Here is an 18,548-nt window from a genome sequence, read left to right as displayed (position 1 = left end):
ATGCCTATGGAACCCCACGTCATCGAACAGATGATCAAGGAAGCCCTGCCCGACGCCGAAGTCTACATCACGGCGCTGGTCAACGACGGCGACCATTACCGCGCCCAGGTGGTCTCTGAAGCCTTTCGCGGCCTGAGCCGCGTCAAGCAGCACCAGCTGGTTTACGCCGCGCTGAAGGGCCATGTCGGCGGCGCCTTGCACGCGCTGGCGCTGGAGACGGCGCCGCCCGAAACGGCTTGAAGCCCGGGCCGAACGCGCTTACTTCTCAGATCGACGGAGCCTTGACCTCCGTTGAAAGGATTCTTGACATGTCGAACCAGCAGACTCTCGACCGTATCAAACAGGACATCGAATCCAACGATGTCGTGCTGTTCATGAAGGGCACGCCGAACTTCCCGCAATGCGGCTTCTCCGGCCAGGTCGCCAAGATTCTTGGCCATCTCGAAGTCCCGTACAAGGGCGTGAACGTTCTGGAAGACATGGAAGTCCGCGAGGGGATCAAGGCGTTCTCGAACTGGCCGACGATTCCGCAGCTTTACATCAAGGGCGAGTTCATCGGCGGCTGCGACATCGTCCGCGAAATGTTCCAGTCGGGCGAGCTGGTCAGCGCCTTCAAGACCGCCGGCGTGCCGGTCAAGGACGCCGCCCAGGCGTAAAGCAAAGCGACGCGGCTGACGCGCACCCTTCTCCCCTTGCGGGAGAAGGTGGCTCGCGGCCGCAGGCCGCGAGACGGATGAGGGGGCCTCCCCGCGATCATCGTGCATCAAAACAAAGTTTTTTGGCGGCCGATGGCCGAAAGCGACCTGCAAAAGGTCAATGAAATCGCGACGGAAATTCACACCTCCTTGCCGGAGCGGCCAGAGGTATTCGCCGAAAAATTCCGCCTCTTTCCCAAGGGCTGCCTCATCCTGGACAGCGACGGCGGCGCGGTCGGCTACGCGATCTCTCATCCCTGGCTGCTGAATTCGGTTCCGCCGCTGGACGCGTTCCTGAACGCTCTACCCGAGCCGGCGCACTGCCTCTATCTCCACGACGCTGCGATAAGGCCAAGCGGCCGAGGCCAGTCGGCGGCCAAACATCTCGCCGCACAGCTCCGGACCATTGCCACGCAAGAAAACCTGGAAAACCTCGCGCTGATTTCAGTCTACGGGACCGACAGCCTCTGGTCCCGGTTCGGATTTTCCACCGTCCACGAACCCAGTCTCGCGGCAAAACTCGCGTCCTACGGCCCGACCGCAAAATATATGGTCGCCCCCGTGTGAATTTTGCGGCGTCGCCGCAGGGCTCACGCCGTCCTCACTCCTTGAACAGGTCGGAATGGCTTCCTGTCCTGGCGAGGTGCAGTTCGGAGCCTTCGACGCGGTAGAGCAAGAGCCAGTCCGGCTCCAGATGAATATCCCGGTAGCCCTTCCAATCGCCCTTCAGGGGATGATCGGCGTAACTCGGCGGCAAAGGCTGCTGTTCAATCAATAGGATCAATGCGTCCTTAAGTTTGACCATATCCTTGCCGCGTTTTTCCGCCCATTTCACGTCGCGGCGGAAACGGGCGGCCCAGACGGGCGTCAGCACCGCTCAAATGCCAAGGTCTTTGAAAAGAGCTTCGGCGTTTTCGGACCTATGGCCCTTCCCGCTCTCGAGCTCCGCCATGGCCCTGCGCGTCGCCGCATTGGGCGCTTTGACTTCAAACGGCAAGCGCCGCTCGTCGGCGATCCGCATCATCAGCAACCGGATCGCGTCCGAAATAGACAAACCCATTTCCGCCAGGGCTTCGGCGGCGCGCTCCTTGGTCGCGTGGTCGATGCGCGCGCGAACAATATCCGTTGCAGCCATGACTTATCCTCCGTAGCTCCAATGTAGCTACAAAATTCCGGATAACAAGCAGCGACCTTACTTGAGCGCCCCCACCAGCGCCTTGGCCTCCTCCCCATCCCATTTCGCCGGCCCCGCCAGCGCCGCGATCTCGCAGCCATCGGGCCCAACGACAAACGTGGTCGGCAGCCCCAAAACCTTCCCGGCCCGACGCAGCGCCTCAAAGCTCGCGCCATCCGCGTCCTGATAAAACCCCAAATTCTTCACGCCGATCTCGCCCAAAAACGCCTTCGCCCGCTCCTTTTTCGCCGTATCGACATTGAGCGCCACCACGACGACGCCCTCAGCCGCGCCCTGCAACCGGTCCAGCGCCGGCATTTCCTCGCGGCACGGCACGCACCACGTCGCCCAGGCGTTCAGCACCATGGGCTTGCCGCGAAAAGCCGCCAGCGTGGTCGCCCCGTTCGGCCCGACAAACGAAAGCTCCGGCATGGGCTTCGGCTCGGGCCGCACCGCAAGCGCGGCAAAATCCCCCTTGGCCAAAGGCGCGATCCGCGCGGCCACGGCCCGCGACGCCTCGCATTGCGCCGCTTCCGCTTTCTTGCCCTCCCCGCCCAACACGTATAGGACGAACCAAACACACGCGGCCATGGCCGTGGGGACGAAGATCGCGTGCGGCAGGATGAGTTTGCGCGCGATCTGGCGCATTTGTTCGGGCGTGGCGCGCACCGGCTCTTGCGGTTCGTCAGGGTCAGTCATGAGGGCCTCGGCTACGGTCTTCTGGAGAAAGTCATGAGCAATCAGATGTGGGGCGGCCGGTTCGCCAGCGGTCCCGACGCCATCATGGAAGAAATCAACGCCTCCATCGGTTTCGACTATCGCTTGGCGAAACAAGACATTGCCGGCTCGAAGGCCCATGTCGCCATGCTGGCGAAGCAGGGCATCGTCAGCGCCGCCGACGCCGAAGCGATTTCGAAGGGTCTAGACGAGGTCGCCGCCGAAATCGAGTCCGGCGCCTTCACCTTCTCCAGGGCGCTGGAAGACATTCACATGAATGTCGAATCGCGCCTCGCCGAAAAGATCGGTCCGACCGCCGGACGCCTGCACACGGCGCGCTCGCGCAACGACCAGGTCGCCGTCGATTTCAAGCTGTGGGTGCGCGACACCATTGACGAATTGGACGCCCAGCTCGCCGACCTGCAGGCCGCGCTGGTCGACAAGGCGGAAACCTATGCCGAAGCCGTCATGCCCGGCTTTACGCATCTGCAATCGGCGCAACCCGTCACTTTCGGCCACCACCTGCTCGCCTATGTCGAAATGATGTCGCGCGACCGCGGCCGTTTCGCCGACGCGCGCAAGAGACTGAACGAATGCCCGCTCGGCGCCGCCGCCTTGGCCGGCACGTCGTTCCCCATCGACCGTTTCGCCACCGCCAAAACCCTGGGCTTCGACCGCCCCACCGCCAATTCGCTCGACAGCGTCTCGGATCGCGATTTCGTCCTGGAAACCCTGTCGGCCGCGGCGATTACCGCCACGCATCTGTCGCGCTTCGCCGAGGAAATCGTGCTGTGGACCACGCCGCAGTTCGGTTTCATCGCTTTGTCCGACAAGTTCACGACGGGCTCGTCGATCATGCCGCAAAAGCGCAATCCCGACGCCGCCGAACTGGTGCGCGGCAAGTCGGGCCGCGTCATCGGCGACCTCGCCGGCTTGCTGATCGTGATGAAGGGCCTGCCGCTCGCCTATTCCAAGGACATGCAGGAGGACAAGGAAGGCTGTTTCGACTCCCTGCAAAGCCTGTCCCTGTGCATCGCCGCCATGGCCGGCATGGTCCGCGACATGACGCCGAAGCTGGAAAAGATGAAGGCGGCGGCCGGCTCCGGCTATTCCACCGCCACCGATTTGGCCGATTGGCTCGTCCGCGCGCTCAACCTGCCGTTCCGCCAGGCCCATCACGTCACCGGCCGCATCGTCGCGCTGGCGAGCGACGCCGGCAAAGAACTGGAACAACTGACGCTCGCCGAACTGCAGGGTGTCGAGCCCGCGATCACGTCAGAGATTTTTGACGTGCTTGGTGTAGAGAAATCGGTGCGCAGCCGTCTGTCCTATGGCGGCACGGCGCCGCAAAACGTCATCGAGCAGGCGCGCGGCTGGAAGCAGAAGCTCGCCAAGAAATAGTTGGAGGCGCGACCTGTTCGCGCCTATAGTTCGCGCAATTGGAAAGGTTTGGACCTTGGCTCGACTGCTTCGCCTGCTCACCGCCGCCTCCCTGCTCACGGGCGCGCTCGCGCTCGAGGGCTGCGGGCGAAAAGGCTATCCCGAGGCGCCCTCCACCGCCGCCCTGCCGTCGAATTCTCCGGAAAAACTGCCGCGCGGCGTCAGCGATCCCGCGCTGAAAGCCGGCGCCAGCAAGCAACCCACGCCCTTCGACTTCCTGCTGTAAGATCCATGCGTCATTTCGCTTATGAAAACGGCGTCCTCCACGCCGAAGGCCATGCCCTGCCCGATCTGGCGCGCGAGGTCGAAACCCCGTTCTATCTCTACAGCGCCGCGACCATCCGCCGGCATTTTTCGGTGTTTTCAAAGGCCGTCGCCGACCTCGACGCCCTCGTCTGCTATGCGATGAAGGCCAATTCCAACCAGGCGATCCTCAAATTGCTGGCGGGAATGGGCGCCGGCATGGACGTCGTCTCCGAAGGCGAGCTTTTGCGCGCGCAAGCCGCCGGAGTGAAGGGCGGAAAGATCACCTTTTCCGGCGTCGGCAAGACCGATCGCGAGATCGCTTTGGCGCTGGACCTCGGCATTTTCTGCTTCAATGTCGAATCCGAACCGGAGCTGGAGCGCATCTCCCAGATCGCTTCGTCGCGCGGGCAAACCGCCCCGATTTCCATCCGCGTCAACCCCGACGTCGACGCCAAGACTCACGCGAAAATTTCGACCGGCAAGTCGGAAAACAAGTTCGGCGTGCCGATTTCGGTCGCCGCCGACGTTTACGACCGCGCCGCCAAACTGCCCGGCGTCAAAATTTCCGGCGTGGACATGCATATTGGCTCGCAGATCACCGATCTCGCGCCCTTCGACAACGCCTTTGCTCTGCTCGCCGGCTTCGTCGGCGAATTGCGGCGGCGCGGCCATGACATCGCCCATGTCGATCTCGGCGGCGGCCTCGGCATTCCCTATTCCGAGCAGGACAATCCGGAAAGCTACCATCCCGATCTCTACGCCGCGATCGTGCGCCGCCACATCAAACCTTTGGGCGTGAAGACCGTGTTCGAGCCGGGCCGGCTGATCGTCGGCAATGCCGGGGTGCTGGTCACCAAGGTGATTTATGTGAAGCGCGGCGCCGGCAAGAATTTCGTCATCGTCGACGCGGCGATGAACGATCTGGTGCGCCCCACGCTCTACGAAGCCCACCACGACATTTTCCCGGTGGCGCAACCCGCCGCGGGAACGGCGGAGATCAAGGCCGACCTCGTCGGCCCCGTCTGCGAAACCGGCGATTATCTGGCCAAAAACCGGACGCTGCCGGAACCGCAGCCGGGCGATCTGCTGGCGGTGATGTCGGCGGGCGCCTATGGCGCGGCGCAGGCCTGCACCTACAACAGCCGGCTGCTGATCCCGGAAGTGCTGGTGGACGGCGACAAACACGCCCTGATCCGTCCGCGCCTGCGCTACGAGGACTTGATCGGACTCGACCGCGTTCCCAACTGGTTGCTATGATCAGCGGGCCGTCCGCCTCGCAATAGCCCTCATCCTGAGGAGCCCGCGCCAGCGGGCGTCTCGAAGGACGAGGGCGGTCCACGCGGTCGGCCAGTCGCCAGGGCCAGCAACGGAGACAGAATGGAAGAGTTGCGCGCCGCACGAAAGCGGCTTGGCCTGCTCACTCTCCTCACCCAGCTCGCCCTGTTCCTCGAACAGCTCATCCTGCTGCTCGCCCCCGCTTTGGCGGTGCTGATCGGTTTTGCCGCTTTGTCCTGGACCGGCATCTGGCTGGCGGCGACGCCAGCCGGCCGCATCGCCGGCGCCGGCGCGCTCGCCGTCCTGCTGCTGCTCGCCCTGTCCCGCCTGCGCCACCTGCGTTGGGTGAGCCGCGCAAGCGCCCGCGCAAAACTCGACCAGGGCCGCGAGGACAATCCCGCCGCCGCCCTCGCCGACGCGCTCGCCAATCCCGATCAGGCGCCGACAAACCTGCTGTGGGCCGCGCATCTGCGCCGCATGCGGAAAAACGTGGGAAAACTGAGCGCGCCCCTTCCCGCGCCGCGCCTCGCCGCCCAGGACCCGCGCGCCTGGGGCGCGCTGGCGATCCTGGCGCTATGCGCCACCGCCTTTGTCGCCGGCCCGGAAAAATACATCCGCCTCGCCGCCGCCTTCGATTGGCGCACGCTCGCATCGGAAAATTCGACTCGCGTCGACGTCTGGATCGACCCGCCGCGCTACACCGGCAAGCCGCCCATCGTCCTGACCCTCAACCAGAACGAGGAGCAAAGCATTTCGGCCCCGGTCGGCGCGCTGATCGTGGCGCGGGCCGGAAACATCGCCGCGCTCGGGATCAACGCCTCGGAGGGCCTCGAACCCGCCCCCGAAAAAACCGGCGAAAAACACTTTGTCCTCCGCCGCGACGCCCATCTCATCCTGTCCGGCGCGGCGCGCGGAAATTTTGTTCTCCACGCCGAGCCCGACCAGCCCCCCAAAATCGCGCTGGTCGGCGAGCCCAAAGCCAACGCGCGGGGGTCGTTCACCCTCACCTATCGCATCGACGACGATTACGGCGCCCGTGACGCCAAAATCGCGGCGAAGCCGACCGAGGACAGCGGCCGCGCGCTGTTCGCCCCGCCCGAGGCGGCGCTGGAGCTGCCGGCGGCGCCGGGCGGCCTCGGCGAGGCGCGCGCCACGCTGGACTGGAGCGACAGCCCCTATGCCGGCCGCCCCATGGACTTGCGCCTGAGCGTCCATGACGAGGCCGGACAGGAGGGCGAGGCCCGCGTCGGGCCTTTCGCCCTGCCGCAGAAGACGTTTAGGGACCCGCTGGCCCAGGCCCTGGTCGAGCAGCGCCGCATTCTCGCGCTCGACGCGGAGCGCCGGGGCCAGGTGAATTCGGCTCTGGAGGCGCTGGACATCGCCCCCGAACTTTTCACCCCCAAGCTTTCGGTCCATCTCGGCCTGCGCCAGGCCATTCTCAGCCTGCGCCACGCCCAGAACGACGACGATTTAAGGGAGGTCGCCGATTATCTCTGGGCCATGGCCCTGCAGATCGAGGAAGGGGATATGTCCCAGGCCGAGCGCGACCTGCGCGCGGCGGAAAAGGCGCTGCGCGAGGCGATGAAGAACGGCGCCTCCAAAGAGGAAATCGACCGCCTCACCAAGGACATGCAGAAGGCCATGGAGAATTTTCTCCAGGAAATGGCGAAAAAGGGCCAGCAGCGGCAAGGCGAGAGCCAGACCGGCGAGGGCAAGGCGGTCTCGCCCGAGGATTTCCAAAAGCTCCTGGAGCAGATGAAGAAGGCCATGGAAGAGGGCGACATGGAGACCGCCCAGGCCCTGCTCGACCAGATGCAATCCATGCTGGAAAACCTGCAGAATGCGCAGGGCGGTCCCTCGCAGAAATCGCGCGACCGCCAGTCCCGGCGCGACCTCGACAAGATGATGCGCGAGCAGCAGCAATTGCGCGACGAAACCGCCGAACAGGAGCGCCGCAAAGGCGCGCCGGGCGCGCAGGGCCGCGAGCAGGACCAGCAGGGCGAAAGTCAGAAATCCGGCAAGGGGAAAGGCGAGAGCGACAAGCCCGGCGAGAGTTCGCTGGAGCAGCGCCAAAGCAAATTGCGCGAAAAGCTCGACGCGCTGCGAAAGAACGCGCCCGGCATGGACGAGAAGGCGGCGGAAGGCCTGAAACAGGCCGAGGAAGCGATGAAGGACGCGGAAAACGCCCTGAAGCAGGGCGACGAGGCGCAAGCCATGTCCGAGCAGCAGCGCGCGCTCGACCAGATGGGCAAGAGCGCCGGCGAAATGGCCAAGGGCAAGGACGGCGAGGGTCAGGAGGCCGGAGGGGAAAAACGCGGCGGGCGCGACAAGAACGGCGAGGGCCCGTTCGACAACGCCCAGCGCAGCGACGGCGTCAAGGCCACGGCGGCGCAGAAGGCGCGGCGGATTTTGGACGAATTGCGCAAACGTCTCTCAGACCCCAGCCGCGCCCAGGAAGAGCTGGATTATCTGGAGCGCCTGATTCGCCCCAACTGAGTTATCTCTTGAAAACCCGCCAGCGCCCCTCCTTCTCCCCTTGCGGGAGAAGGTGGCTCGCCGCCGTCAGGCGGCGAGACGGATGAGGGGTTTTTCCTCAAGGGGCGCGCGTCGAAAGCATGGTCAAGCGATTTCCCCCCATCACAGCGGCGCCGCTCCACCCCCGCGCGAGCGGCGCTGGCGCCCCGGCGCCAACGACGATCCGGTTTTTCCGCAAGACCGCTGCGCGATTTTGCCGAAAAGACCCGCGCCATCGCGAAGGCCCCAATTTCCCAGCCCTTTTCCGCGCAGGCGCCGGATCGGGCGGGTCGGGACTTTTTTCCACCCCGCGCCGCAATTGACTAAGTTTTGCCGCCCGACTAACAGAAGTTGACGGACAATTAGATCACACCTAAACCAATTCTCCTTGGGAGGCTGGAAAGCGATGAAACTTCTCGTGCCCGTGAAGCGGGTCGTCGATTACAATGTGAAGATCCGCGTCAAGGCGGACGGCTCGGGCGTCGAACTCGCCAATGTGAAGATGTCGATGAATCCCTTCGACGAAATCGCCGTGGAAGAGGCGCTGCGCCTGAAGGAAGCCGGCAAGGCGACGGAAGTCGTGGTCGTCTCCATCGGCCCGCAGCAGGCGACCGAAACCCTGCGCACCGGCCTCGCCATGGGCGCGGACCGCGGCATTCTGGTCAAGACCGACGACACGGTCGAGCCGCTCGCCGTCGCCAAGATTTTGAAAGCCGTGGCGCAGGAAGAGCAGCCCGGACTGATCATCCTGGGCAAGCAGGCGATCGACGACGACAGCAACCAGACCGGCCAGATGCTGGCGGCGCTGCTCGGCTGGGGCCAGGGCACCTTCGCCTCCAAGGTGGAAGTCGCCGACGGAACCGTCGACGTCACCCGCGAGGTTGACGGCGGCCTGCAGACCGTGACGGTCAAGACCCCGGCGGTGGTGACCACCGACCTGCGCCTCAACGAGCCGCGCTACGCCTCGCTGCCCAACATCATGAAGGCGAAGAAGAAGCCGATCGCCGAAAAGACCCCCGCCGACTATGGCGTGGACACCGCGCCGCGTCTGAAAGTTCTGAAGACGACCGAACCGGCGTCGCGCAAGGCGGGCGTGAAAGTGGCCTCGGTGGCCGAACTGGTGAGCAAACTCAAAGACGAAGCCGGGGTGATCTGATGACGACTCTTCTCCTTGCTGAAGTGCATGGCGGCAAGCTGAACGACGCCACCGCCAAGGCGCTCACCGCCGCCGCCGCGCTCGGCGCGCCGGTGCACATCCTGGTCGCCTGCGGCTCGGACGAGGCCGCGCAGGCCGCGTCGAAACTCGCGGGCGTGGAAAAGGTGCTCACGGCCTCGGGCGACGCCTTCAAGCATCAGATCGCCGAAGTCACGGCCGACCTGATCGTGTCGCTCGCCGGCTCTTATGACGCCATCGTCGCCCCCGCGACCTCGAACGGCAAGAACGTGCTGCCGCGCGTCGCCGCTTTGCTCGACGTGGCGCAGGTGTCGGAAATCTCGAAAGTCGTGTCGCCCGACACGTTCGAGCGCCCGATCTACGCCGGCAACGCCATCCAGACGGTGCAGGCGACCGACGCGAAAAAGGTGATCACGGTGCGCACCTCCACCTTCGCGGCGGCCGGCGAAGGCGGTTCGGCGCCGATCGAGGCGGTGACGACCCCGGCGGACTCCGGCCTGTCGAGCTTCAAGAGCGAGGCTTTGGCGGTCTCCGACCGTCCGGAGCTGACCTCGGCGAAAATCATCATTTCCGGCGGCCGCGCCATGGCCAATGCGGAAAATTTCAAGACCTATATCGAGCCGGTCGCCGACAAGCTCGGCGCAGCCATGGGCGCCTCGCGCGCCGCGGTCGATGCGGGCTACGCCCCCAACGACTGGCAGGTCGGCCAGACCGGCAAAGTGGTCGCGCCCGAGCTCTACATCGCCGTGGGCATTTCCGGCGCCATCCAGCATCTGGCGGGCATGAAGGATTCCAAGGTGATCGTGGCGATCAACAAGGACGAGGAAGCGCCGATCTTCCAGGTCGCCGATTACGGCCTTGTCGCGGACCTTTACCAGGCCCTGCCCGAACTGAACGACGAGTTGGCCAAGATCGGCCGCTGAGCGCTCTGCGCCGGGAGCATGACTTCGGGTCCTAGACTTTATGGGATCATGCTCTAGACCTATGGACTGGCGGCGATTAGGCCCTATGATCGCCGCCGGTTTCAGCCCCGGGAATGCACATGAGCTTCGAGATTCGCAAAATCGGCGTCGTCGGCGCGGGACAAATGGGCTGCGGCATCGCCCAAGTCAGCGCGTCCGCAGGTTTCGCAGTTCTCCTCAACGACATTTCTCCTGAAAGAATCGAAGCCGGGATCGCGCGGATCGGCGCCAATCTCGCCCGCGTGGTCGAACGCGGCGGCATGAGCGCGGCGGAAAAGGATGCGGCGCTGGCGCTGGTCAAGCCCGCGGCGAATTTCGCGGCGCTCGGCGACGCCGACCTCGTCATGGAGGCGGCCTCCGAGAACGAGGAGATCAAGCGCAGCGTCTTCACCAATCTGCGCGGCCATCTGAAGCCGGACGCCATCGTCGCCACCAACACTTCGTCGATTTCGATCACGCGGCTCGCCGCGAGCACCGACCGTCCCGGACGGTTCATCGGCATTCATTTCATGAATCCGGTGCCGCGTATGCAGCTCGTCGAACTGATCCGGGGCATCGCCACCGAGGACGAGACTTTTTCCGCGGCCAAGGTTTTCATCGAGAAGCTGCACAAGACGGTCACGGTCTCCGAAGATTTCCCGGCCTTCATCGTCAACCGCATCCTGCTGCCGATGATCAACGAGGCGATTTACACGCTTTACGAAGGCGTGGGCTCGGTCGACGCCATCGACACCGCCATGCGGCTCGGCGCCAACCATCCCATGGGACCGCTGCAGCTCGCCGATTTCATCGGCCTGGACACCTGTCTGTCGGTGATGCAGGTGCTGCATGAGGGGCTGGCGGATTCCAAATACCGCCCCTGCCCGCTGCTGGTGAAATATGTCGAGGCCGGCTGGCTCGGCCGCAAGACGCAGCGCGGTTTTTACGATTACCGCAGCGGCGCGCCGATCCCGACGCGGTGAAACCGCGCTCCCAAAGGGACTGTGCGGATCAGCCGCATTGAGATGAATCAACAAAATCTTAACGCGGTCTTCACAAAGGCGTCACCCGCCTTGTAGACTATTGCCGCAGGGAATCGACCGGTGGACTCTTGTCCCGGTTCGGTATACTGAGGCGGCGCATCATGTTTGACGACATGCCCATGTGCGAGTGTTCCAGGGACGCGACCCAGGTCGCGCCGTTCCTCGAACTGTCCCTCGCGCCGCTGCCGCACACCCTTCCGCCGCATCGGACTCCGAGGGCGGAATGAGCGTCGGGTTTCTGCATTCTTCCCCCGGGATCGATGCGGAGACGCCGCCACCAGCCAAACTGTCCGCGCTTTCCAAGCTTTGCGCGCTTTCCAAGAGAAGGAGGGCGCGGTGAACGTCGCCAATCTCCGCACGCTCGTCCTCAACGCCGACATGCAGCCGGTGAGCTGGGCGCCCTTGTCGATCTGGAGCTGGCAGGACGCGCTGGTCGCGCTGCTGAAGGGCCGCGTCTATCCGATCGCCCATTACGATGACGTGCGCGTGCATTCCGCCGACAAGTCCTATGAAGTGCCCTCGGTTGTGGCGCTGAAAAACTATCACCGGCGCAAGAGCATCGCCTTCACCCGCTACCACGTGTTTCTGCGCGACGAGTTCACCTGCCAATATTGCGGCCAGAAGGGGCTGGCCAAGGACCTGACCTTCGACCACGTGACTCCGCGATCAAAGGGCGGACAGACGAGCTGGACCAATATCGTCACCTGCTGCCAGCGCGACAACCTGCTGAAAGCCGACATGACCGCGCGCCAGGCGGGCCTGAAGCTGCGGCGCGCGCCGTTCGAGCCGAGCCCGTTCCAGCTCGACATGATCGCCCGCCGCCTGCCCCAGGCGAACAGCGAGCTGCACAAGACCTGGCACGACTTTTTGTATTGGGATTCCGAACTCGAAGGGTGACGCGCCGGCGGCGCTTCACCACGGCCAAGACAAGCCTGTCCCTTTTGCCACGCCACTCTGTGTCGTCATGGCCGGGCGTCGTCCCGGCCATCCACGCGGCGCCGCAAGGCGCGATGACCGAAAACAGCGCTCGCGCATCCCGCCAGCTGTTTGCGTTCCCCCGCCAAACGAAGCCAAGCCAAAAGAAACGCCCGGTCTCGCGACCGGGCGTAAAGGTCTCGGGGAGAGAACCGCCGGCTTTTCGCGCCGACGGGAACCCGGATTACTTGAGGTCCTTCGAGGTCAGGTCGAAGGAGAGGGTCGCGACGAAGCGCTGGTTGGCATAGGCGGAGGTCTGGGTGTAGACCGTGCTGCCGCCGGCCACGTAGCTCGCGTTCGGGATGCCGGTGAGAATGTAGGCCTGCGACGGGCTCAGCGAGGTGCCGTAGTAACGCAGGTCGAGCGTGGCGAACTTCCAGGTGTAGGACACGCCGGCGTTCCAGTAGTTGTAGCTGGGCAGCTGGCCGTTGGCGTAGCCGATATAGGTGTAGTTGGCGGGATTGTTGCCGCTGTACACGTTGTCGACGGTGCCGAGCCACTGGCGGCCGAACTCACCCGACACGGCGAAGGCGGAGAGATCGCCTTGGCCGGAGAGCTTGACGGTGCCCGACAGGTAGTTGCCGTAGGCGCCGGTGTTCAGATAGCTGGGGGTGTAGAACTCGTTCAGGCCGACGGTCAGCCAGTCGTTCACCGTATAGGTGGGCTTGAAGTAGAGTTCGAAGAAGGTCGGGTTGCGCGGGGACAGACCGATGGTGGTCGGGGTCAGCGTCGGGCCAAGCAGAATGGTCTGGGTGCCGGTGGGCGAGTCGGGATAGCCGTAGCCGATCGCGCCGAAGTCGAAGGCGAACTTGTCGAACGTGCCGCGGACGCCGCCGGAGCCGTCGATCTCAACCGCCGGCGAGCCGACCGGGAAGGCATTGTTGGTGAACTTGATCGATTCGGCCGACGTTCCGATGTAGAACTGCCAGTTCGGGTTGACGTTGTAGCGCAGTTCAGCGCGGCCCCACAGGGACGGCTGGTGGTTGGACTGCGTGAGGCCGCGGAACAGGTAGTCCGAGGTCAGGGTGGCGCCGATGTCGAAGTCCCAGGGGCTGACGGTGACGACCGGAGCGATCGGGGCAGACTTGCTGCTCGGCAGGTCGCCGGCGAAGGCCGATCCGGCGGAAATCGCCAGCACAGCGGCGGCGATGGAGATCTTGTTCATATTCTTCTCCGATTTGGAAAAACTCGGTGAAGCGAACATGCCCCCGCAACCGCCAAGCTCTCAAGGTCAAGACTTGGGCATTTGCCTAGTTTTTGACCAGTTTTCACCGCAATGGGTGAGTTGGCTCAGCCACGTTGCTTAAATGTCACATTATTGGGCGCCTCCCGGCGCCGCGCCCCGCATTCCCCAGGGAAACCCATGGAATCCGAGGGGGAAACCCTATGGTTTCTCTGGAGAAGCGCGCGGCGGACCGAGGCGCGCCAGCCGGGCGCGCGCGGCCTCGTCGAGCAGGTCGCCGGCCGGCGTGACGAACCGGTGCCGCCAGTTCGGCTTTTCCACGGTGGTGCCGGGAACATTGGGCTGAACGTCGCTGGCGAGCGCGTCCTCCAGAGCGATCAGCTTCAACACGCAGGGCGTTTTGGCGACAAAGCACAGCGCGGCGTCCACCACCGGTTCGGCGTCGTCCGGCGCGGGGCGCTCGCCCGCGGGCGCGACGCCGGCCTGCTGGAACGCCCACCAGAGCAGGCCGCGATCCCAGGCGCGAATGTCCTCGAGCTTTTGCCGATCCGCCTCGCCCTCGATGTCGGCGCCCTTCCACCAGCCGGCGGTGGAAATCATGTCATGGGTCGAGGTCAGCGCCGCCGCCTGCGGCGACCAGCTTTCGGGCGGCCTGAAGCCATTGGCGTCGCGCTCGAAGCGCAACACGCGCATCCCCGCCACCCCCTGCGCCGCGAGATGGTCCTGGTAGCCCATCGGCAGGGTGCCCAGATCCTCGCCGATCACCAGCGCGCCATGGCGCCAGGATTCCAGCGCCGCCAGCCGGTAAAGGGTTTTGGCGGGATAATCGACATAGGCGCCGTCGAGCGCGCCGCCGCCCTCGGGAATGAGCCACAGCCGGCTCAGGCCCATGACATGGTCGATGCGCAGCCCCCCGGAATGGCGGAGATTGGCGCGCAAAGTCTCGATGAAGGGCGCGAAATTCTTCGCCGCGAGCCCACGCGGCGAAAAGCCGGTCAGCCCCCAGTTCTGCCCCTCCGCGGAATAATAATCCGGCGGCGCCCCGATGGTCAGTCCCTGCAAAACCTCGTCGGGACGCGCCCAGGCGTGGGCGCCGCTGGGGTCGATGCCGATGGCGAGGTCGGCGATCAGCCCGGCGCGCATGCCGGCGTCGCGGCAGGCGCGCTGCGCCGCGCCATAGCTGCGGCTGACCAGCCATTGCAGGAAAATCTGGAACTCGATGTCGAGCGGATCGACGGCGGCGTTCTTTTTCGCCTCGCGCGGCCCAAACCACTTGGGCCAGCGCCGCCAGCTCCACAGCGCCGGATCGGCGCCGGACTGGAGGCCGTGCAAAACCTCGAACAGCGCGAAATCCTTCAACAGGTCGGAGGCGCCGTCGCGAAAGGCGCGGAAATCCGCGCGAATTTTCTCGCTCGCCTGCGGCAGCAGGTCGAACAGGGCGCGAAACAGCGCGCGCTTGGCCGCATGGCCCGCCGGCCAATCGATCTGCGCCGCCTCCGACAGCGCTTTCACGCGCGCCCCCAGACCGGCGGCCTGGACCGCGCGCCCGATCAAGGTCTTGGAAAAAACCAGCGACGGGTTGGCGCAAAGCGGATTGTAAAACAGCCGCGTCGAGGGCGAATAGGGGCTGTAATGGTCGGGCGTCGCGCCGAACAGCGCGTGAACCGGAGAAATCGCCAGGAAATCGGCGCCGAGCCGCGCCGCCGAGCCCGCCAGCGCGGCGACGCCGGCGAAATCGCCGATGCCGCAATCATGCTCGGCGCGCAGCGAATAGACCTGCGCCGCGAGCCCCCAGCCGGACGCGCCGCCGCTCAGGTCAGAAAAAGTCGTGCAACGCTCCGGCGCGACGGCGATCAGGCGCTCGCCGCCGGGCAGATGCAGGCGATGGTAGCCGGGCGTGTCGAAGCCTGGAAGGGCGAGACCTGAGTCCGTCTCGACCGGCGCGATCACGCGGCGCGTTCCGTCCTCGAGCGTCGCCTCGACCGGCGCCGCGCCCGCGAGCGGCAGCGGGATTTTTTCCCCGACGCGCACGGCGAAAACGTCGCGTTTCGCGCCTTCATCCGCGAGCCGGTTCAGGGAATGCCGCAAGTCACTTTGATTTGACGCGGGCAGCCCCAAAGCGGCGAGAATGGCGCGCAGACTCTCGGCGGAAACGCGACGGTCGGCGCCGCTCTGGTCACGCCAAAAAATTGAGACGCCTGCGCGGGTTGCGAGGTCTTCGAGCCCTTCGTCCGACATGATTTGCCTCCCGTCCCCTTACCAGCGGAACGATGCGCGAGGCGAGAAGGCAATGCAAGAGCAAGGCTTTCTCTTTGATTGTGCGTCGCAAAAAAGGACTCTCGCTTTCCCGAACATGTGGTAGCATGCGCTGACAACAAAACTGACATCCAATTTTTACAGTTGCGTCATAGGAAATCCTATCGGCCAGGGCGAACAAACCATGTGCACGTTGCTTTGCGAGAGGGATTCTGAGATTTCGCGGTCGGTCGCCCGGGCCTTGCGCCATCGCGGCATCGCCGACATCCAGATCGTCAGCAACGCCGCCATGGCCTCCCGCCTGCTCGACATGCATCAGGTCTCCGTCGCCGTGGTCGATTTCGCTGGCGAGCAGGATGCGGCGCATCTGGTGCGCTCGCTGTCGGCGCGCGGCGCCGAGGTCATCCTCTATTCGCACCAGCCGCCCGAACCCGACGTTTTCGCCGACCTCCACTATATTTTCGTCGACAAATCTGTGGATATCGAGGCGCTGGCCCGCGTCGCCGCCGCGCAGCGCCGCCTCGCCCAGCGCCACCCGGCTGTCGTCGCCCTGTCCACGCCCGCCCTTTAGGCCCCGACAAGGTTCGCGCCAGTCTGCGATGGTTTCGTCGGCGGGTTTCCTTAATTCGGGCTCGCCATGCCGTCCTTTTCTCGCCTGCGCGCCGCGGGCAAGGCCTCCAGCGTCGGAAACCTCGGCGCCGCGTCGCTCGAACGAGTGGCCGCGCGCCTGATTCCCCAATTGGGCGCGGTGGTGGAGGCCTATCACGAAAAATTCGCGACGGACCCGGAGCTGGCGCTGCTGACGCGCGGCGATGCGGCGGCGCTGAAGCAGGCGCAGGTCGAGCGCTGGCGCGACCTCCTGACCGCACAAGGCGGCGAGGCCTATGCGGCGCGGGCGCGCCGGATCGGCGAGGCCCACGCCAAGGCCGGGGTTTCCGCCCGGTTCTACCTGCAAAGCTATCTGTTCTTCTTCGAAGCGCTGGTGGAGCGCGCCGCGGGCGAATCCAGCGCCACCCTGAGCGCGCTGGCGCGCGCCCTGTTCGCCGACATGGAGCTGGCGCTCGCCGCCTTCGTCGAGAACGCCGAGGACCAGATGGTGGAGCAGAGCGCCCAGCACATGGTCAAGTCGGTGGAGGAGGAGGTGCGCGTCGCGCATCACACCGCGAAATCGCGCGCCGGCGACCTCACCGAGATCGTCGGGGAATTGTCGCGCTCGGTCGAGGAGCTGCGGCGCGGCTTCGAAATGATGGAAGGCAATTCGCGCAGCAACCGCGACGAGATCAAGTCGGTGGCTTCGGCGATCGAGGACGTGCAGGGCAGCAGCCGCGAGGTCGGCGACCAGGCCGAAGAGACCTCGCGCCGGGCGAGCGAAGCGGTGGCCGTCTCCGAGGAGGCGGCGCGGCGCATGGCGCGGCTGACGGAAACGGCGAACAGAGTGGCGGAAATCGTCAGGCTGATCGGCGCCATTTCCGCGCAAACCAATCTGCTGGCGCTGAACGCGGCCATCGAGGCGTCGCGCGCCGGCGAGGCCGGGCGCGGCTTCGCCGTGGTGGCGGCGGAGGTCAAGCAATTGTCCCAGCGCACCGCCGTCGCGGCCAAGGACATTTCCGAGCAGATCGCCGAAATCGTCACGGCGACGGACGCCACCTCGGCGGCGCTGGCGCGGGTGGGCGAGATGATCGGCGACATGGACGGCATGGCGCGCGGCGTCGCCAGCCACGCGGCCCATCAGGTGGCCCAGCTCGACGAAATCGCCGTCAACGCCCGGACGGCGGCGACCAACGCCAATGATCTCAGCCGCAGCGCGCGCATGTTCACCGCCGGCGTCATCGAAATCGAGGCCATAGCCGGGAATGTGCAGGATTTCGGCGCCAAGGTGGCGGGCCTGCTGCGCGGCCTCACCAACCGCCTCACCATCACGGTGCGCGGCTTCCTGGGGGTGGACACGCGCCGCCACCCGCGCGTTCCCGTCAAGCTGCGCGTCAGCGTCGAATGCGGCGGCCTGCGCCGCGACGTCTCGACGCTCGAGATTTCCGAAGGCGGCTGCTCCCTGTGGATCGCCGGGCACGGACTCGACGAGGACTCCGACGCCATCCTCGACATTCCCGGACTCGGCGCGACCCAGGGCAAGACCCGCGGGCGCGATCCCGACGTGCTGCACATCGAATTCGTCGCGCTGTCGAACGCCCAGCGCGAGGCGCTCGCGGCGCTGGTCGCCCGCGCGATCGAGACGGACGCGCCACTGCGGGCGCTGGCGGCCCGGCGCCGCGACCAGGTGCGCGACGCCATGGAGCAGGCGGTGGCGCGCGGCGAGATTTCGCTCGAAGACCTGTTCAGCACCGAATACGTCCCCCTGCCGGGCGCCAATCCCGAACAGGTCGCGACCCCGTCGCTGGAGCTGCTCGAACGCATCCTGCCGCCGATCCTGGAGGGCGGGCTCGCGGAGGAGCCGCGGCTGGCCTTCTGCATCGCCACCGACCGCAACGGCTACGTCCCGGTCCACAACAAGAAGTGGTCGCAGCCCCAGGGCGACGATCCCGTGTGGAACGCGCGCCACGCGCGCAACCGCCGGATTTTCGACGACCGCGCCGGCCTCGCGGCGGCGCGCAATCTCCAGGAGGCGCTGGTGCAATCCTACCCGCGCGACCTCGGCGACGGCGCAATCGAGATGATGAAGGACATTTCCATGCCGATCGCCATTCGCGGCCAGCACTGGGGCGCGCTGCGCATCGCCATTCCCCTCGACGCCTGAGACCGGCTTTCGCGCCCGATTCGCGCCTCCGCAGCTCCAGTTTTTGCGACGCCATTAATAGCGGCGCAAGTTTTGATCTGTATCAATGCAGGCGATCGGCACAGGCGCGCTTCCGGCGACGTCACGAGGCATGAAGCCGTCCGGTCCCGCCGCCGCAGCGGCA

The 18,548-nt window shown here is 65.5% G+C and carries 18 protein-coding genes; 13 read left to right on the top strand and 5 right to left on the bottom strand.

The features are described from left to right. From M2320_RS05310 to M2320_RS05300, 3 genes are all read left to right on the top strand, one after another. The gene (locus M2320_RS05310; protein WP_184429695.1) at nt 1-240 is read left to right on the top strand and encodes a BolA family protein; all 240 of its coding nucleotides are present in this window, start codon (nt 1-3) and stop codon (nt 238-240) included. 68 nt (nt 241-308) lie between these two features. Continuing rightward, entirely contained in the window at nt 309-656 is a 348-nt protein-coding gene (grxD, locus tag M2320_RS05305; RefSeq protein WP_184429694.1) for a Grx4 family monothiol glutaredoxin, read from the top strand. Nucleotides 657-788: 132 nt separating this feature from the next. Continuing rightward, nucleotides 789-1,262: a GNAT family N-acetyltransferase gene (locus tag M2320_RS05300; RefSeq protein ID WP_264596370.1), complete on the top strand. Its 474-nt coding sequence runs from the start codon at nt 789-791 to the stop codon at nt 1,260-1,262. Nucleotides 1,263-1,296: 34 nt separating this feature from the next. Here the strand turns inward: M2320_RS05300 and M2320_RS05295 are convergent, their stop codons facing one another. Genes M2320_RS05295 through M2320_RS05285 form a run of 3 tightly spaced genes read right to left on the bottom strand, consistent with a single transcriptional unit; the run spans nt 1,297 to nt 2,568 of the window. Next, nucleotides 1,297-1,569: a type II toxin-antitoxin system YafQ family toxin gene (locus M2320_RS05295; protein ID WP_264596369.1), complete on the bottom strand. Its 273-nt coding sequence runs from the start codon at nt 1,567-1,569 to the stop codon at nt 1,297-1,299. A gap of 3 nt (nt 1,570-1,572) precedes the next feature. After that, nucleotides 1,573-1,830: a type II toxin-antitoxin system RelB/DinJ family antitoxin gene (locus M2320_RS05290; protein WP_264596368.1), complete on the bottom strand. Its 258-nt coding sequence runs from the start codon at nt 1,828-1,830 to the stop codon at nt 1,573-1,575. Nucleotides 1,831-1,887: 57 nt separating this feature from the next. Beyond that, entirely contained in the window at nt 1,888-2,568 is a 681-nt protein-coding gene (locus tag M2320_RS05285; RefSeq protein WP_264596367.1) for a TlpA family protein disulfide reductase, read from the bottom strand. Between the two features lie 33 nt (nt 2,569-2,601). Between M2320_RS05285 and argH the strand changes: the two genes are divergently transcribed. The 8 genes from argH to M2320_RS05245 all read left to right on the top strand — a co-directional run bounded on the left by argH (nt 2,602) and on the right by M2320_RS05245 (nt 12,116). Beyond that, nucleotides 2,602-3,987, top strand: coding sequence for an argininosuccinate lyase (argH, locus tag M2320_RS05280; RefSeq protein ID WP_264596366.1), 1,386 nt, complete (start codon nt 2,602-2,604; stop codon nt 3,985-3,987). A gap of 55 nt (nt 3,988-4,042) precedes the next feature. Then, nucleotides 4,043-4,252, top strand: coding sequence for a hypothetical protein (locus M2320_RS05275; RefSeq protein WP_184429688.1), 210 nt, complete (start codon nt 4,043-4,045; stop codon nt 4,250-4,252). 5 nt (nt 4,253-4,257) lie between these two features. Continuing rightward, a complete protein-coding gene (lysA, locus tag M2320_RS05270) occupies nt 4,258-5,529 on the top strand; it encodes a diaminopimelate decarboxylase (protein WP_264596365.1) in 1,272 nt (423 codons plus the stop codon). Between the two features lie 120 nt (nt 5,530-5,649). Continuing rightward, nucleotides 5,650-8,043 (top strand): TIGR02302 family protein, encoded by a 2,394-nt coding sequence (locus M2320_RS05265; RefSeq protein ID WP_264596364.1) that lies wholly within the window; start codon nt 5,650-5,652, stop codon nt 8,041-8,043. Nucleotides 8,044-8,467: 424 nt separating this feature from the next. After that, nucleotides 8,468-9,217, top strand: coding sequence for an electron transfer flavoprotein subunit beta/FixA family protein (locus M2320_RS05260; protein WP_264596363.1), 750 nt, complete (start codon nt 8,468-8,470; stop codon nt 9,215-9,217). Further along, a complete protein-coding gene (locus tag M2320_RS05255; protein ID WP_264596362.1) occupies nt 9,217-10,158 on the top strand; it encodes an electron transfer flavoprotein subunit alpha/FixB family protein in 942 nt (313 codons plus the stop codon). The genes M2320_RS05260 and M2320_RS05255 overlap by 1 nt, the downstream gene beginning before the upstream one ends. 119 nt (nt 10,159-10,277) lie before the next feature. Next, the gene (locus M2320_RS05250; RefSeq protein WP_184429683.1) at nt 10,278-11,159 is read left to right on the top strand and encodes a 3-hydroxybutyryl-CoA dehydrogenase; all 882 of its coding nucleotides are present in this window, start codon (nt 10,278-10,280) and stop codon (nt 11,157-11,159) included. A 438-nt stretch (nt 11,160-11,597) separates the two neighbouring features. Next, nucleotides 11,598-12,116, top strand: a complete 519-nt coding sequence (locus M2320_RS05245; protein WP_184429732.1) for an HNH endonuclease — start codon at nt 11,598-11,600, stop codon at nt 12,114-12,116. A gap of 262 nt (nt 12,117-12,378) precedes the next feature. On the opposite strand, the gene M2320_RS05240 is transcribed toward M2320_RS05245, so the two are convergent. Both M2320_RS05240 and malQ read right to left on the bottom strand, forming a co-directional pair. Beyond that, on the bottom strand, nt 12,379-13,359 hold the full coding sequence (locus M2320_RS05240) for a TorF family putative porin (protein ID WP_264596361.1): 981 nt from the start codon (nt 13,357-13,359) through the stop codon (nt 12,379-12,381). A gap of 219 nt (nt 13,360-13,578) precedes the next feature. Then, a complete protein-coding gene (gene malQ / locus M2320_RS05235) occupies nt 13,579-15,615 on the bottom strand; it encodes a 4-alpha-glucanotransferase (protein ID WP_264596360.1) in 2,037 nt (678 codons plus the stop codon). 202 nt (nt 15,616-15,817) lie between these two features. Here malQ and M2320_RS05230 point away from each other — a divergent pair, with 202 nt between their 5' ends. Both M2320_RS05230 and M2320_RS05225 read left to right on the top strand, forming a co-directional pair. Continuing rightward, nucleotides 15,818-16,204, top strand: a complete 387-nt coding sequence (locus M2320_RS05230) for a hypothetical protein (protein ID WP_264596359.1) — start codon at nt 15,818-15,820, stop codon at nt 16,202-16,204. A 66-nt stretch (nt 16,205-16,270) separates the two neighbouring features. Continuing rightward, a complete protein-coding gene (locus M2320_RS05225) occupies nt 16,271-18,385 on the top strand; it encodes a methyl-accepting chemotaxis protein (protein ID WP_264596358.1) in 2,115 nt (704 codons plus the stop codon). Nucleotides 18,386-18,548 lie beyond the last annotated feature (163 nt).

This window comes from Rhodoblastus acidophilus, from assembly GCF_025961575.1.
In the GTDB taxonomy this organism is placed as follows: domain Bacteria; phylum Pseudomonadota; class Alphaproteobacteria; order Rhizobiales; family Beijerinckiaceae; genus Rhodoblastus; species Rhodoblastus acidophilus_C.
This window is presented reverse-complemented; position numbering and strand designations above follow the sequence as displayed.